Below are 15113 nucleotides of genomic sequence, written 5' to 3'. Positions count from 1 at the left end.
CTCGGGGGTGTCGGGGTTCTCGGTCGTCAGTTCCGGGTGCGTGGGCATGGCCGGGATGCTCGCTTCTTCGGTGGATGCAGAGGGTGGACGGCGGGGAGAGTGTGTGGACCACAGTACGCGCAACGGCCCCGGTGGCGTACCGCTGCGACGGCGGCGGTTGGCCTTCGGAGAGCGGGGGTTCGGGCCCTGTGCGCGTGGCGGGCGGGGGGGACGGGGAGGCGAAACGGTTCGGCATCGGAGGGGCCGGACTGCGCGGCTGGTGCCAGACTGACCGCATGGTCACCCGCCCCGACGAGCCCCGCACCGGGACCCCCGGTGCGGGCGCCGCGTACTCCGCCGGCCCGGAAGAAGCCGCCGCCCCTACGACCCCCTCCACTCCGCTCGACGACGCCGTCCCGTCCGCCTTCGCCGTCACCGTCGACGACGTCCGGGCCGCGCAGAAGACCCTCGAGGGCGTGGCCCGTACGACCGCGCTGGAGGGGAGCCGTTACCTGACCGGGCTGGTCGGCTCGCCGGTGCACCTCAAATGCGAGAACCTCCAGCGCACCGGGTCGTTCAAGCTGCGGGGGGCGTACGTGCGGATAGCGGGCCTGTCCCCGGAGGACCGGGCCCGCGGGGTGGTGGCGGCGAGCGCCGGGAACCACGCGCAGGGCGTGGCGCTGGCGGCGGCGCTGCTCGGCGTCCGCTCGACGGTGTTCATGCCGGTCGGGGCGCCGCTGCCGAAGGTGGCGGCGACGCGGGACTACGGGGCGCAGGTTGTCCTGCAGGGGCAGGTGGTGGACGAGTCCCTGCGGGCCGCCGAGGAGTACGCCGCGGAGACCGGCGGCGTGCTGATCCATCCGTTCGACCACCCGGACGTGGTGGCCGGACAGGGGACGCTGGGGCTGGAGATCCTGGAGCAGTGCCCGGAGGTGCGCACCATCGTGGTGGGCGTCGGCGGCGGCGGGCTGGCGGCCGGGATCGCGGTGGCGGTGAAGCGCTTCCGTCCGGATGTGCGGATCGTCGGGGTGCAGGCGGAGGGGGCGGCGGCCTATCCGCCGTCGCTGGCGGCGGGCCGGCCGGTGGCGCTGGACGCGATGTCGACCATGGCGGACGGCATCAAGGTGGGGCGGCCGGGAGACGTACCGTTCGAAATCGTTGGCGCTCTCGTGGACGAGGTCCGTACGGTTTCCGAGGACGCGTTGTCCAGCGCACTGCTGCTCTGCCTGGAGCGGGCGAAGCTGGTCGTGGAGCCTGCGGGGGCGAGTTCCGTGGCAGCGGTGATGACCGACCCGGGCGCCTTCGAGGGCCCGCTCGTCGCGGTGCTCTCCGGAGGGAACGTGGATCCGCTGCTGCTGCAGCGGACGCTGCGGCACGGCATGGCGGCCGCCGGGCGCTACCTGTCGCTGCGGCTTCGCCTGTCGGACCGGCCGGGCGCGCTGGCGGCGCTCCTGGGGGAGTTGTCAGTGGCCGACGCTAACGTCCTCGACGTGAGTCATGTCCGGACCGAACCACGGCTCGGGCTCGACGAGGTGGAGGTGGAGCTGCATCTGGAGACCAAGGGACCCGAGCACTGCGTCGAGCTGTCGGCGACCCTGCGCGCGGCGGGCTACACGGTCGTGAGCTGACGTCCGCGGAAGCCGCCCGTCCGACGCGACGCGTCCACCGCGACGCGGAAGCGGCCGCCCCGCCCGGCGACGGCACCTCGGCCGGCACCTCGCCCCCACCGCCACCCGTCGGACCACCGGCGCAGGGCACTCGCGACTGTCTCGTATTCCGGTTGACGCGATATATCGCATGGGGGGAGAGTGGTCGTCCCGCCGCACCGCCCGGCACCCCCGCCCACCCGCACCCGCGCCGACTCCCGGCCGGGACCGCGCACCCACGCCGCGCCCCGCGCGCGGCCCGCACCTTTTCCGAAGTCCTCCGACCCTTCACCAGGAGTGCCACATGCCAGGCGCCATTCACGCCGAAGGTCTCGTCAAGACCTTCGGCGACGTAAAGGCTCTGGACGGCGTCGACCTCGACGTGCCCGAGGGGACCGTGCTCGGTCTGCTCGGCCCGAACGGCGCCGGCAAGACCACCGCCGTCCGCGTCCTGACCACCCTGCTGCGACCGGACAGCGGCAGAGCCGTCGTCGCCGGGATCGACGTGCTCAGCCGTCCCACCGAAGTCCGCCGCAACATCGGCCTGTCCGGCCAGTTCGCCGCCGTCGACGAGTACCTGACCGGCCGGGAGAACCTCCAGATGGTCGGGCAGCTCTACCAGATGTCCGCCCGCGACGCGAAGCGGCGGGCGGGCGAGCTGCTGGAGCGGTTCAACCTCGCCGACGCCGCCGACCGCACCGCCAAGACCTACTCCGGCGGCATGCGCCGCCGGCTCGACCTCGCCGCGGCGCTCGTCGTCAGCCCGCCCGTGATGTTCATGGACGAGCCGACCACCGGCCTCGACCCGCGGAACCGCCAGCAGCTCTGGGAGGTCATCGAGGAGCTGGTCGCCGGCGGCACCACGCTCCTCCTCACCACCCAGTACCTGGAGGAGGCCGACCGCCTGGCGCACGACATCGCCGTCGTCGACCACGGCAAGGTCATCGCCCGCGGCACGTCCGACCAGCTCAAGGCCAGGACCGGCGGCGAACGCGTCGAGGTCGTCGTGCACGACCGCGACGACCTCCCCACCGCCGACACCGTGCTGCGCGGCCTCGGCAAGGGGGACACCGTCATCGAGGAGCACACCCGCAAGCTCACCGTGCCGGTGACCGGCGGAGCGAAGCTGCTCGCCGAGGTCATCCGCGAACTCGACACCCGCGGCGTGGAGATCGACGACATCGGCCTGCGCCGCCCGACCCTCGACGACGTCTTCATCTCCCTCACCGGCCACGCCGCCGAGGAGCGGGAGAACGGCCGGCCGGGCCCCGACGCCGCGGCCGCCGACGACACGACCACCACCGGCCAGGCCGGGACCACGAAGGAGGCATCCCGGTGAGCGTCACCGAGAGCAAGGTCGCGGCGCAGCCGGCGCCCGTGGCCAAGGGCGGCCTGAGCCAGTCGGTGACCGACTCGCTGATCGTCGCCAAGCGCAACCTGATCCGCATGAAGCGCATCCCGGAGATGGTCATCTTCGGACTGATCCAGCCCGTGATGTTCGTGGTGCTCTTCTCCTACGTCTTCGGCGGGTCGATCAACGTGCCCGGAGCCGGTCTGGACCCCGGCGCCTACCGCGAGTTCCTGATGGCGGGCATCTTCGCCCAGACCGTCACGTTCGCCACGGCGGGCGCGGGCGCGGGCATCGCCGAGGACATGCACAGGGGCCTGATCGACCGCTTCCGGTCGCTGCCGATGGCCCGCGGCGCCGTCCTGACCGGGCGTACGCTCGCCGACCTGGTGCAGACCGCCCTCACCCTGGTGGTGCTGGCGCTGGTCGCGCTCCTCGTCGGCTGGCGCACGCACGAGAACGCCCTGAAGGTGCTCGCCGGCTTCGGCCTGCTGCTCCTGCTGGGCTACGCGTTCACCTGGATCGGGGCCCTCATCGGCCTCAGCGTGCGCACTCCCGAGGCCGCCACCTCCGGCGGCCTGATCTGGCTGTTCCCGCTGACGTTCATCTCCATCGCGTTCGTGCCGTCGCAGAACATGCCGACCGTGCTCCAGCACATCGCCGAGTGGAATCCGTTCAGCGCCACCGTGCAGGCGGCCCGCGAGCTGTTCGGCAACGTCGCGCCCGGCTATCCGGTGCCGGACGCCTGGCCGATGCAGCACCCGGCGTGGGCCTCGCTCATCTGGTCGGTGCTGATCATCGCGGTGTTCCGGACACTGGCGGTGCGGAAGTACAAGTCCGCCTCCGGCTGACCGGACCGCGGTACGCGCGAAGGGCCCGGACGCCGCGCGGCGTCCGGGCCCTTCGCCGTGTCCGTGGTGGCGGCACTCAGCCCTGGTAGGGCTTGGCCTCCAGGATGCGCACCGACGCCATCTTCCCGTTCGGCAGCTCGTACTCGGCGTCCTCGCCGACCTTCTTGCCGTTCACGCCGTTCCCCAGCGGGGACTGCGGGGAGTACGTCTCCACGTCGGCGCTGGCGTACTCACGGGAGGCGAGCAGGAACGTCAGCGTGTCGTCCTCGTCACCGTCGAACGCGATCGTCACCACCATGCCGGGGGCGACCACACCGGTGTCCGCCGGGGCCTCGCCCACCTTGGCCGTCTCGAGCAGCTGCGTCAGCTGCCGCACGCGCAGCTCCTGCTTGCCCTGCTCCTCCTTGGCCGCGTGGTAGCCGCCGTTCTCGCGGAGGTCTCCCTCCTCACGCGCCGCCTCGATCTTCTTGGCGATCTCCGTGCGTGCAGGACCCGACAGGTACTCCAGCTCCGCCTTGAGCTGGCTGTACGCCTCCTGGGTCAGCCAGGTGACGTTGTCGCTGGTCTGGGTCACGGTCGCTCCTCGTCGGTACCGGGTACACAAAACAACGCCCTGCCCGTAAGGCTGCGCCGAGACGGGCGGGCGGAAACAACGAGCCTAACAATTCCGGCGGAAAAGGGAAGAAGTGTGGACGGACGGTGTCCCTCCGTTCGCGTGACGTCGCTCTCCCCGCACGCCGCGGGACCGCGCGACCGTCCGCCCGGGGCCGCTCAGCCGTCCGCCGCCCCGTGACAGCCGACGAGCTGCATGCGGGCCGCCGGGCCCGTGGTCCGCACGGTCACCACCGGGTCGACACGTTCGGCGCCGCCGGAGACGCGCACGTCCTTCCTTCCGACCACACCGCCCTCGATACCCAGCACACGCACAGTGCACACCCCGGTCACACCGGCGTCCTTGTGGATCTCCAGCCGCGCCTCGACCGACTCGTCCGACACCTTGCGGAAGGTGATGACCGAGCCGCTCACCTCCGAGCCGGCGACGTAGGACCAGCCGAACCAGCCGACCAGAGCGAGCAGCGCCACCCCCAGCACGGCGCCGACCGTGCGCAGGCCCCGTTCGGAGTCGCGGCCGCCGGCAACCGCGCCGGAGCGGCCGTAGCGGCCCTCGGGCGGGCGGGCACGGGTGTCGGCCATGGCAGGTCCTACTCGGGTGGGGCGGGAATACGGCGGGGGTCTCGTTCGGTCACTATAGAAGCCGTCTGACGTGACGAGACAACGAGGATCGAGCCTTGACTGAGCAGCTCCGACTGATGGCCGTGCACGCGCACCCCGACGACGAGTCGAGCAAGGGCGCCGCGACCATGGCGAAGTACGTGTCCGAGGGGGTGGACGTGCTGGTCGCGACCTGCACGGGCGGTGAACGCGGCTCCATCCTCAACCCCAAGCTCCAGGGCGACGCCTACATCGAGGCGAACATCCACGAGGTGCGCCGCAAGGAGATGGACGAGGCCCGCGAGATCCTGGGCGTCGAGCAGGCGTGGCTCGGCTTCGTCGACTCCGGCCTCCCCGAGGGCGACCCGCTGCCGCCGCTGCCCGACGGCTGCTTCGCCCTCCAGGACGTCGAGACGGCGGCCGAGCCGCTGGTACGGCTGATCCGTTCCTTCCGTCCGCACGTGATGACCACGTACGACGAGAACGGCGGCTACCCGCACCCCGACCACATCATGACCCACAAGATCTCCATGGCCGCCTTCGAGGCCGCCGGCGACGCCACGCGGTATCCGGACGCCGGCCCGGCCTGGCAGCCGCAGAAGATCTACTACAACCAGGGCTTCAACCCGCAGCGCACCCGCGCGCTGCACGAGGCGCTGCTGGAGCGCGGCCTGGAGTCGCCGTACGGCGAGTGGCTGGAGCGGTTCAAGGAGTTCCAGCGCAAGGAGCGCGAGCTGACCACGTTCGTGCCCTGCGGGGACTTCTTCGAGATCCGCGACAAGGCCCTCATCGCGCACGCCACCCAGATCGACCCCGACGGCGGCTGGTTCCGCGTCCCGCTGGAGATCCAGCGGGAGGTCTGGCCGACGGAGGAGTACGAGCTCGCGAAGTCGCTCGTGGACACCTCCCTCCCCGAGGACGACCTCTTCTCCGGCATCCGGGAGAATTGACCCCATGAGCGCGACACAGACCAGCCTCGTCCAGCTCCTGCCGCTCGCGAAGGAGCTGGACGAGAGCAAGGTGAGCCCCGGCGTCCTCGGCTTCCTCGTCTTCGCCGTCATCGGCCTGGCGGTGTGGATGCTGATGAAGTCCATGAACACACACATGAAGCGCGTGGACTTCGAGGAGGCCCCGGCCTCCGAGTCCGCGACCGACACCGCGAAGAAGGCGGGCGGCGGCACGCGGCACGCCTGACGTCCGTCACCGGCCCCTCGCCCCGCCCCCGTAGGGAGACACCATGCTCTTCGGCCGACACAAGAACACGCTGCCCACCGCCGAGGAGGCACTGCCCGGCCGCGACGAGCCCGCCTTCGGTGTGCCGGACCGGCACACGGTGCTGGGCAACCCGCTGGCCGGCCCCTACCCGGAGGGCCTGGAGGTCGCCGACTTCGGTCTCGGCTGCTTCTGGGGCGCGGAACGGAAGTTCTGGCAGACCGACGGCGTGTGGACCACCCTGGTCGGCTACCAGGGCGGCCACACCCCGAACCCCACCTACGACGAGGTGTGCTCCGGCATGACCGGCCACGCCGAGGTCGTCCGGGTCGTGTTCGACCCTGCGCAGCTCTCCTACGAGGAGCTGCTGCGGGTCTTCTGGGAGGCGCACGACCCGACCCAGGGCAACCGCCAGGGCAACGACGTCGGCACCCAGTACCGCTCCGCCGTCTACACCCACTCCCCCGCCCAGCAGGCGACGGCCGAGGCGTCCCGCGAGGCGTACCGGAAGGTCCTCGCCGACGCAGGGCACGGGGACATCACCACCACCGTGCTCTCCGCCGCCGACCGGCCGTTCCACCCCGCCGAGGCCTACCACCAGCAGTACCTGGACAAGAACCCGGGCGGCTACTGCGGGATCGGCGGCACGGGCGTCTCCTGCCCGGTCGGCGTCGCCCGCACCGACGGCTGAACTCGCGGTCGCAGCCGCGTCACCGCGCGCCGGACGCACGGCCCCGGCGCGGAAATCCCGTGGCGCCCCGTGCCGCGATGACGGATGCTCCGGGGATGGCAGACACCACAGACCCGGAGCAGACGCCCACGCGCACCTTCGCGTGGGAGGACATGTTCGTGCACCCCGACGACGACCCGCGGTCGCAGGACCCGTACGAGGGCGAACGCGCCACGCTCACCGGCTACCTGCGGGACCAGCGGCTCACGCTGGAGGTGAAGTGTGCGGGCCTCGACGCGGAACAGATGGCACGGCGTTCGGTGCCGCCGTCGAACATGTCGCTGCTGGGCCTGGTCCGGCACCTCGCGGGAGTCGAACACGCCTGGTTCCGCAAGGTTCTGGCCGGCGAGCAGGGGCAACGGCCGTTCCGCAGGCCCGACGACCGGGACTGGGACTTCGACGGCGCCGTGGGCGACGCGGCGGCGGTCGAGGAGGCGTGGCGGGTCTGGCGGCAGGAGGTCGCGTTCGCGGAGAGGTTCGCCGCCGACGCCCCGAGCATGGACCTCACCGTCGAGCACGACGGGCAGCCGCTCTCGCTGCGCGAAGTGCTGGTGCACATGATCGAGGAGTACGCCCGCCACAACGGTCACGCGGACCTGCTGCGGGAACGGATCGACGGCAGGGTGGGCGAGTAGAGGACGCGCGCACGCCCGGCGCGGTTGCCTCGTCCGGCAGCCACTGAGGAACCGCCCTGCGCCGGCGCGGCCGGCGTTTGGCCGGGTACCGGCCGGGCAGGCGGCGTGGCATGACGCGACTCACACTGGCCGAAGAGGTCATGCTCCTCTCCCTCGACGACGACAGCGGTGCCGCCAAGGCGAAGGACGGCACGCACTGGGCGCTCGCGGGCGGGGCGCTGGTCGAGCTGGTCCTCGCCGGACGGGTCGAGGTCGAGGACGACAGAGCCAAGGTCGTGGACGCGTCGCCGCTGGGCGTGCCGCACCTCGACACGGCGCTGGCCGCGATCGCGGAGAAGGGGCCGGACCTGAAGGTCAAGAAGGCCATGGAACGGGCGAAGTGCGTGCGCGAGGGCACCACCGAGTCACTGATCGCGCGCGGGCTGGTGCGCGAGGAGAAGAAGAAGGTGCTCGGCCTCTTCCCCGTGACCCGCTATCCGGAGGCGGACGGCGCGCCGGAGGAGGAGTTGCGCGCGCGGCTGGGCGCGGTGGTGCTGCGCGGCGCCGACCCGGACGAGCGTACGGCGTCGCTGGTGGCGCTGATCCGCGGCGCCAAGCTCGGCAAACTGGCCTTCCCCGGCGAGGACCGCCGCAAGGTCGACTCCCGCATGGAGGAGATCGCGAAGGGCCAGTGGGTGCAGCCCGCGGTGCGCCGGGCGATCGACCAGGCCGAGGCGATCATCATCGCGGTCGTGGTGAGCAGCACCGGAGCCGGGGCCGCGGGCATCTGACGGCCACGGCCCACCCGCGCAGCGGGGCCGCACGATCCGAGGATCGTGCGGCCCCGCTGCGCCGTTCGGGTCACCCGGCCGGGCGGGGCGGGGGTCGCCGCCCGGACCCGGGGAAACCCGGTGAGCATGACACTTGAGCATCCGGCCGAACGCGGCGGCGGCCAACGCGGAGTCTTCGAGCGGTTCTCCGAGCGCGTGTCGAACGTGACGAGCTCGCCACTGTTCTTCGCGGCCTGCATCCTGATGATCGCCGGCGTCGTCGCCGTCCACTTCGTGCATGTGCCGGTGCCCTGGCTGGTCCTCGCCGGCGACGCCCTGACCTCGGTGAACCTGCTGCTCCTCGCGCTGCTGAAGAACTCCGAGCGACGCGCCGAGCACGCGATCCAGCAGAAGCTGGACGCCATCGCGGAGGCGATGCTCGAGCACTACGAGGGCGAGGGGACCACGGCCCGGGAGGACCTGCGCCGGGCGATCCGCCTGGAACGTGAGCTGTGAGTAGCCGCACCGGCTCCGTCGCCCGCACACGCCGGCGCGCCCGGACCCGTCGTCCGGACGCGCCGCGGGGCGGGGAGGGGCGGCGGCCTCGGGTGGAGTGCACCCGGCCTCCGCCCCTCCCCGCCCGCGATCAGGGCCCCGCGCGGGGTGTGGCGCGCGACGGTCAGCCGAGCGGCTCACCGCCGAAGTCGGCGGCCGGCGCGGACTGGTAGTCCGACAGCGGGCCCGACTCGGACATGTCGTTCCAGCCGGTGTAGCGGCAGCGCGGGATCCAGTCGTGGGTCTTGACCTTGTCCGCGTCGACCCAGCCGTGGCGCTTGGCCAGCTTGTACCAGGTCTCGCCCTCGTTGCGGACCTTGCACTTGATGTAGACCTTGGTGTGCGGGCGCAGCTTGTCGATCTTGTCCGAACGGTGGCTCGGGCGCTCGTGGACCCAGGTCCAGGTCTTCGTCCAGCCCTTGTGGACCTTGCCGCCGCCCTCGGGGAGGGCCGGGGCGGCGGCCGCGGGGCCGACGGCGGCGAGCGCGGTGACGGCACCGCCGGCGACGAAGACCGCCAGCTTGCTGATGGTGGAGTGAAGCATGTGTTCTCCAGGGGACGGGGACTCCAGGGGACGGGAGTCCGGGAAGGCAGCACTTTCCGTAGTCACGTGGTGACCGGCTGCGTTTTCACGCTAGGGAGGGCACCGGGGTCCTGCAACTCGTCACCCCGCCCGCATGAACCGCTCCGGTGCGGACACCCGGGCCGTGCCCGCCGCAGCGGTTCCGGCGCCCCTGCGGCCGGAACAACCGATGTGCCGGAGAGGACGTGACGAGCGTGAAGGTGGCATTTCTCGTGGCTCCCGCGGGCGCGGAGCAGATGGAACTGACCGACCCCTGGCGGGCGGTCACCGACGAGGGCGGCACACCCGAGCTGGTGTCCACGACGGACGGCCGTGTGCAGGCCTTCCACCACCTGGACAAGGCCGACACCTTCCCCGTGGACCGCAAGGTCGACGACGTGACGGCGGCCGACTACGACGGGCTGGTGCTGCCCGGCGGTGTGGCGAATCCCGACCTGCTGCGGATGGACCCCGACGCGGTGGCCTTCGTGAAGGGCTTCTTCAGCGCGGGCAAGCCGGTCGCCGCGATCTGCCACGCGGCGTGGACGCTGATCGAGGCAGACGTGGTGCGGGGCCGCACCCTCACCTCGTTCCCCAGCCTGGCGACGGACCTGCGGAACGCCGGGGCGACGTGGGTGGACGAGCAGGTGCGGGTGTGTGCCGACGGCCCGAACACGCTGGTGACCAGCCGGAGGCCGGACGACCTGAAGGCGTTCGAGGCGGCGTTCCTGGAGGAGTTCGCGAAGGCGAGCGGCGCGAGCGGGTGACCGGCATGCGAAGCGCCCCCGAACACCGCGGTGTTCGGGGGCGCTTCGCATGCCGTGCCGGGCCTGCGGCCCGTGGCGGGTCAGATCGCGGAGCCGGCCTGCCAGTCGGCCCAGGACATGTTCCATCCGTTGAGGCCGTTGGAAGGCTCGATCTCCTTGTCCGGCGAGCCCTTGACCACGACGACGTCGCCGATGAGCGAGTTCTCGAAGAACCAGGCGCCGTCCTGCGCCGGGTCGTCCGCGCCCTTCACGTCGTTGAGGCCGACGCAGCCGTGGCTGGTGTTGGCGGAGCCGAAGATGCTGTCGGCGGCCCAGTAGTTGCCGTGGATGAAGGTGCCGGAGGTGGACAGCCGCATGGCGTGCGGCACGTCCTTGATGTCGTACTCGCCCTCGCCGTCGTCGTCCGTGAAGCCGACGGTGGCGCCGTTCATCCGGGTCTCCTCGAACTTCTCGGAGATCACCATCTCGCCGTTCCAGGTCGGGTTCTCGGCGCTGCCCGCGGAGATGGGGAAGGTCTTGACGGTCTTGCCGTCCCGCATCACCGTCATCTTCTTGGCCTTCACGTCGACCGTACTGACCTGCGAGCGGCCGACCTGGAAGGTGACCGTCTTGTCCTGGACGCCGGACACGCCGCTGGACGCCTCCACGCCGTCGAGGTCGAGGTCGAGGGTGACCTCGGAACCGGCCTGCCAGTAGTCCTCGGGACGGAAGTCGATCCGGGTGTCGCTGAACCAGTGGCCGACGACCTCCTGGCCGCTGGAGCTGTTGACGTCGATCGCCTTCTGGACCTCGGCCTTGTTCTCGACCGGCTTGTCGAAGTTGACGGAGACCGGCATGCCGACGCCGACGGTGTTGCCGTCGTCCGGCGTGAAGTAGCCGATGAAGCTGTTCTCCGGGGAGACCGTCGTGAACGACGAGGCCTCGTGGGCCTCGCGGCCCTCCGCGTCCTCGGCCTCCGCTCGGATCTCGTACCGGGTGGCCCGCTCCAGCTGGCCGTCCGGCTTCCAGGACTTGCCGTCGCCGGAGAGCGTGCCGGCCACCTCCGCGCCGGTCGCCGACGCGGTCATGGTCACCTCGACGAGCTTGCCGTCGGCGACGGTGACCTTGCCGGCGCTGTTGATGCTCGCGTCGTCGCTGCCATCCTTGGGAGAGATGGCTATTCTCGCCGCCGAGGCGTCCTCCGCGGCGGCCTGGTCGACCTTGCTCTGCGAGTCGGCCTTCTTCTCGCCGCCCTCCTCGCCGGAGGCGTCACCGCCACCGCAGGCGGTCAGCGTCAGAACACCGCTCAGCAGCGCAGCCGCCGCCGCTATGCCCCTGCGGTGCTTCCCCACCGTCATCACACCTTCTCCATCTGCTTGCTGAGTCCCTGGACTCCCCGACCAGACCAGCTGCGGGGCCTTACCGGCAAACGGGCAAGGCATCTCCCAGCTCTACGGAAGGAAACGCAATCTGTCTGTGATCCGTTCCACCTCGGATGAAACTGTGGGGCACGACACCTGATCGTGATGCCCTGTGATGTCTCTCGCCCTGCCGTGCATGGCGCGGGACTTGCACACCCGCGCCCCCGGGAGAGTCTTCGGCCCCGGATGCGACCCTGTCCAGCCGCCCAGGTCAGCCCGGGCCGTTACGGGTGCCTGCCCAGCCTCGTGGGAGCTACACCTCCCCGACGCGCCAACGGGTCTTCCGCGTGAGGATGATGATCACTAACATGAGCCGCCGCACCGTCCGCACCACACGCGTCCCCCGCCTCGCGAGGGCGATGCACCGAGGGGGCTTCATGCCCGTTTTGTCCACTGTGTCCGCGCACCGGCGGCCACTTGCGACGGCAGCCGCCGCAGCCGGTCTGCTCTTCGCGCTCGGCTTCGTGCCGTCCGCGCAGGCCTCCTCCGAACCACCGGCGGGCGAGCAGATGCGTACCGCCGCCGCGGAGGTCCAGGCCGCCGCCGACCCCGGCGCGGTGGCCGGTCCCCGACTGCACCCGGATTCCGGGGCGGACACCACCCCGTACGTACTCGGCGCCGTCGGCCTCGCGGGTGCGGGCGGACTGCTGGCCGCCCGCACCCGCGCCGTCCGCGCGCGCCGCTGACAGCTCCCGTGCCCCCGGCGCGCGACGCAGATCACGCGCGCCGGACCCGCGTGCTCAGGCCAGCGGACCCGTGACCGACTCCGCCGCCGCCACCAGACCGCCGCCCCGCACGAACACTTCGGCGGCCGCCATGTCCGGTGACAGGAAGCGGTCCTCGCCCGGCCCGCCGACGCCGGCGTCCCGGGCGGCCGCCAGCACCGCACGGCTCGCGGGCGACGCCGTGCCACCGTCCGCCTCGCGCAGCTCCACCGCACGCGCGGCGGCGTACAGCTCGATGGCCACGACGCGCGTCAGGTTGTCGACCGCGGTGCGCAGCTTCCGCGCCGCCGACCAGCCCATGGAGACGTGGTCCTCCTGCATCGCGGAGGACGGGATCGAGTCCGCCGAGGCCGGCACGGCCAGTCGCTTCAGCTCGCTCACCAGCGCCGCCTGCGTGTACTGCGCGATCATCAGCCCGGAGTCGACACCCGCGTCGTGCGCGAGGAAGGGCGGCAGACCGTGCGAGCGGTTCTTGTCCAGCAGCCGGTCCGTGCGGCGTTCGGAGATGGAGGCCAGGTCGGCGGCCGCGATCGCGAGGAAGTCCAACACGTAGGCCACCGGGGCCCCGTGGAAGTTGCCGTTCGACTCGACGCGACCGTCCGGGAGCACCACGGGGTTGTCCACCGCCGCGGCCAGCTCGCGCTCGGCGACCGTACGGGCGTGGCTCAGCGTGTCCCGGCCCGCGCCCGCGACCTGCGGGGCGCAGCGCACCGAGTAGGCGTCCTGCACCCGCGGCGCGTCGTCCTGGTGGTGGCCGGTGAGGCCGGAGCCCTCGAGCACCTTGAGCATGTTGGCGGCCGCGGCGGCCTGCCCCGGATGCGGGCGGATCGCGTGCAGCTCCGGCGCCAGCACCCGGTCGGTGCCCAGCAGCGCCTCCAGCGACAGCGCGGCCGTGATGTCGGCGGAGGTGTGCAGCCGCGCCAGGTCGGCGCAGGCCATGACGAGCATGCCGAGCATGCCGTCGGTGCCGTTGAGGAGTGCCAGCCCTTCCTTCTCCCGCAGCTCCACGGGCGCGATGCCGTGCTCGGCCAGCAGCTCCCCCGCGGGCCGCACGGTCCCGTCCGGCCCCTCCGCGTCGCCCTCGCCCATCAGGGTCAGGGCGCAGTGCGACAGCGGGGCCAGGTCGCCGGAGCACCCCAGCGAGCCGTACTCGTGCACGACGGGGGTGATGCCCGCGTTCAACACGTCGGCCATGGTCTGCACGACCTCGGGACGCACACCCGTGCGGCCCGAGGCGACGGTCTTCAACCGCAGGAACATCAGCGCGCGGACGACCTCGCGCTCCACCGCCGGGCCGGTCCCGGCCGCGTGCGAGCGGACGATGTTGCGCTGGAGCTGCGCGCGCAGCTCGGGGCTGATGTGGCGGACGGCGAGGGCACCGAAGCCGGTGGAGACGCCGTAGACGGGGTCGGGCTTGGCCGCCAGCTCGTCGATGTGCCGTCGCGCGGCGGCGACGGCGTTCAGGGCGTCCTTCGAGAGCTCGACCCGGGCGGCGTCACGGGCGACGGCGACGACGTCCTCGGCGCGGAGTCCGGACGTCTCGACCACGACGGTGTGCATACTCATATTCAGTCACCCTAAAGACTGAATTCAGATCTGTCACGGCGGCCAAACGATTCTTCACGCCCCGCGGAACCGTCGCCGCTCCCGGCCGGGCCGGGCCGGAGCGTCGGCCATCCGCACCACCGGGTCGTCCACCCCGCCGTCCCGCCCCGCCACCACCGGCTTCCGCGCCCGCGCCGCCTTCGCCCGGTACTGCGCCGCGTCCGCGAGCCGGAACAGCCGCCGCGCCGAGAGCACCTGCCCGATCGGGTCGCCCGTCGAGGCGATGCCCACCGACACCCCGTCGCCCAGCTCCAGCTCACCCGCCCGGCGGCACAGCTCCTCCGCCGCCCGCACCACCTCGTCCGCGGTCGGCCCCACCGACAGCAGGCAGAACTCGTCACCGCCCAGCCGCGCCGCCAGCGCCCCCGGCAGCAGCGCCCCGCAGTACGACAGCACCGCGCCGAAGCGGGCCAGCAACCGGTCCCCCGCCTCGTGCCCGTGCACGTCATTGACCCGCTTCAGCCCGTTGACGTCGCACACCGCGAGGCTGACCACCTCCCCCTCCAGGCGGTGCCGCTCCAGCGCCTCGTCCAGCCGCACGTCCACCGCCCTCCGGTTCGCGAGCCCGGTCAGCGGATCGGTGAACGCGAGCCTGCGCACCTCCTCCAGCCGCTCGTTCTGCGCGACGCCGGCCGCGATGATCGCGGCCAGCACCGTCGCGAAATCCGCGTCCACCCGGCCGAAAGCCTCCGCCTCGGCGCCCCGCGCCACGTACAGCTCACCCCAGGCCCGGCCGTGCAGCACGATGGGCGCCACCACACAGGACGACCTCCCCCGCCGCCGCAGCCCGGCCACCCTCCCCGTCGGAGGCCCGTCCGCCGTCTCGATCCACGCGTGCGGCTCGCCACCCGCCACCCAGCGCTCGTGCAGCGCCTCGGTGATCTCGGGGAAGTCGTACACCGGGTAGGACTCGTCGGCGGGGAACTCCTCCTCCCCACCGACCAGGTCCCCGACGTTCACCAGCACGCGCAGCCGGCCGTGCTCCCGCTCCCACTGGGACACCGCCGCGAACGAACCCCCTATGGCGTGCAGCGCCCCCGCGGCGGCCGCGTGCGCGACCTCGACCGAGGTGTGCGCGGCCGCCATGGCCTGCGCCAACTCCACGACCGCCCGCAGCCGCCCGTCCTCTGCCATGCG

General features: G+C 72.1%; 17 protein-coding genes. 11 read left to right on the top strand and 6 right to left on the bottom strand.

Annotated features, from left to right (window positions below; translation table 11 throughout):
* Window positions 1-275: 275 nt before the first annotated feature.
* From ilvA to RM572_RS19480, 3 genes are all read left to right on the top strand, one after another.
* Window positions 276-1607, top strand: a complete 1332-nt coding sequence (gene ilvA, locus RM572_RS19490) for a threonine ammonia-lyase (protein ID WP_311674634.1) — start codon at window positions 276-278, stop codon at window positions 1605-1607.
* A 322-nt stretch (window positions 1608-1929) separates the two neighbouring features.
* On the top strand, window positions 1930-2964 hold the full coding sequence (locus RM572_RS19485) for an ATP-binding cassette domain-containing protein (protein ID WP_311674633.1): 1035 nt from the start codon (window positions 1930-1932) through the stop codon (window positions 2962-2964).
* The gene (locus RM572_RS19480; protein ID WP_311674632.1) at window positions 2961-3824 is read left to right on the top strand and encodes an ABC transporter permease; all 864 of its coding nucleotides are present in this window, start codon (window positions 2961-2963) and stop codon (window positions 3822-3824) included. The genes RM572_RS19485 and RM572_RS19480 overlap by 4 nt, the downstream gene beginning before the upstream one ends.
* Before the next feature lie 76 nt (window positions 3825-3900).
* Here RM572_RS19480 and greA read toward each other — a convergent pair whose 3' ends face one another.
* Together greA and RM572_RS19470 are read right to left on the bottom strand one after the other, a co-directional pair.
* Window positions 3901-4398 (bottom strand): transcription elongation factor GreA, encoded by a 498-nt coding sequence (gene greA / locus RM572_RS19475; protein ID WP_027764335.1) that lies wholly within the window; start codon window positions 4396-4398, stop codon window positions 3901-3903.
* 197 nt (window positions 4399-4595) lie between these two features.
* Entirely contained in the window at window positions 4596-5018 is a 423-nt protein-coding gene (locus RM572_RS19470) for a DUF4307 domain-containing protein (protein WP_311674631.1), read from the bottom strand.
* Window positions 5019-5113: 95 nt separating this feature from the next.
* On the opposite strand from RM572_RS19470, the gene mca reads away from it, so the two are divergent.
* The 6 genes from mca to RM572_RS19440 all read left to right on the top strand — a co-directional run bounded on the left by mca (window position 5114) and on the right by RM572_RS19440 (window position 8878).
* Window positions 5114-5986 carry a mycothiol conjugate amidase Mca gene (gene mca, locus RM572_RS19465; RefSeq protein WP_311674629.1) on the top strand — a complete coding sequence of 291 codons (873 nt, stop codon included), beginning with the start codon at window positions 5114-5116 and terminating at the stop codon, window positions 5984-5986.
* A gap of 4 nt (window positions 5987-5990) precedes the next feature.
* Window positions 5991-6230: an RAMP4 family protein gene (locus RM572_RS19460; RefSeq protein WP_311674628.1), complete on the top strand. Its 240-nt coding sequence runs from the start codon at window positions 5991-5993 to the stop codon at window positions 6228-6230.
* 43 nt (window positions 6231-6273) lie between these two features.
* The gene (gene msrA / locus RM572_RS19455; protein ID WP_311674627.1) at window positions 6274-6939 is read left to right on the top strand and encodes a peptide-methionine (S)-S-oxide reductase MsrA; all 666 of its coding nucleotides are present in this window, start codon (window positions 6274-6276) and stop codon (window positions 6937-6939) included.
* 95 nt (window positions 6940-7034) lie between these two features.
* On the top strand, window positions 7035-7613 hold the full coding sequence (locus tag RM572_RS19450) for a DinB family protein (RefSeq protein ID WP_311674626.1): 579 nt from the start codon (window positions 7035-7037) through the stop codon (window positions 7611-7613).
* Between the two features lie 110 nt (window positions 7614-7723).
* A complete protein-coding gene (locus RM572_RS19445) occupies window positions 7724-8383 on the top strand; it encodes a GOLPH3/VPS74 family protein (protein WP_311674625.1) in 660 nt (219 codons plus the stop codon).
* Window positions 8384-8509: 126 nt separating this feature from the next.
* The gene (locus tag RM572_RS19440; protein ID WP_311674700.1) at window positions 8510-8878 is read left to right on the top strand and encodes a hypothetical protein; all 369 of its coding nucleotides are present in this window, start codon (window positions 8510-8512) and stop codon (window positions 8876-8878) included.
* 163 nt (window positions 8879-9041) lie between these two features.
* On the opposite strand, the gene RM572_RS19435 is transcribed toward RM572_RS19440, so the two are convergent.
* Window positions 9042-9461: a hypothetical protein gene (locus tag RM572_RS19435; RefSeq protein ID WP_311674624.1), complete on the bottom strand. Its 420-nt coding sequence runs from the start codon at window positions 9459-9461 to the stop codon at window positions 9042-9044.
* A gap of 233 nt (window positions 9462-9694) precedes the next feature.
* On the opposite strand from RM572_RS19435, the gene RM572_RS19430 reads away from it, so the two are divergent.
* Entirely contained in the window at window positions 9695-10246 is a 552-nt protein-coding gene (locus tag RM572_RS19430) for a type 1 glutamine amidotransferase domain-containing protein (RefSeq protein WP_311674623.1), read from the top strand.
* A gap of 80 nt (window positions 10247-10326) precedes the next feature.
* On the opposite strand, the gene RM572_RS19425 is transcribed toward RM572_RS19430, so the two are convergent.
* The gene (locus RM572_RS19425) at window positions 10327-11583 is read right to left on the bottom strand and encodes a L,D-transpeptidase (protein ID WP_311674622.1); all 1257 of its coding nucleotides are present in this window, start codon (window positions 11581-11583) and stop codon (window positions 10327-10329) included.
* 371 nt (window positions 11584-11954) lie between these two features.
* On the opposite strand from RM572_RS19425, the gene RM572_RS19420 reads away from it, so the two are divergent.
* On the top strand, window positions 11955-12332 hold the full coding sequence (locus RM572_RS19420; RefSeq protein ID WP_311674621.1) for a hypothetical protein: 378 nt from the start codon (window positions 11955-11957) through the stop codon (window positions 12330-12332).
* 54 nt (window positions 12333-12386) lie between these two features.
* Here RM572_RS19420 and hutH read toward each other — a convergent pair whose 3' ends face one another.
* Window positions 12387-13931, bottom strand: coding sequence for a histidine ammonia-lyase (gene hutH, locus RM572_RS19415; RefSeq protein ID WP_311674699.1), 1545 nt, complete (start codon window positions 13929-13931; stop codon window positions 12387-12389).
* Between the two features lie 60 nt (window positions 13932-13991).
* Window positions 13992-15110: a GGDEF domain-containing protein gene (locus RM572_RS19410; protein ID WP_311674620.1), complete on the bottom strand. Its 1119-nt coding sequence runs from the start codon at window positions 15108-15110 to the stop codon at window positions 13992-13994.
* Between the last annotated feature and the right edge of the window lie 3 nt (window positions 15111-15113).

Origin of the sequence: Streptomyces hazeniae (assembly GCF_031845485.1) — a bacterium.
Lineage (GTDB): Bacteria > Actinomycetota > Actinomycetes > Streptomycetales > Streptomycetaceae > Streptomyces > Streptomyces hazeniae.
Note: the sequence above shows the minus strand (reverse complement) of the source record. Positions and strands in the feature narration are given on the sequence as shown.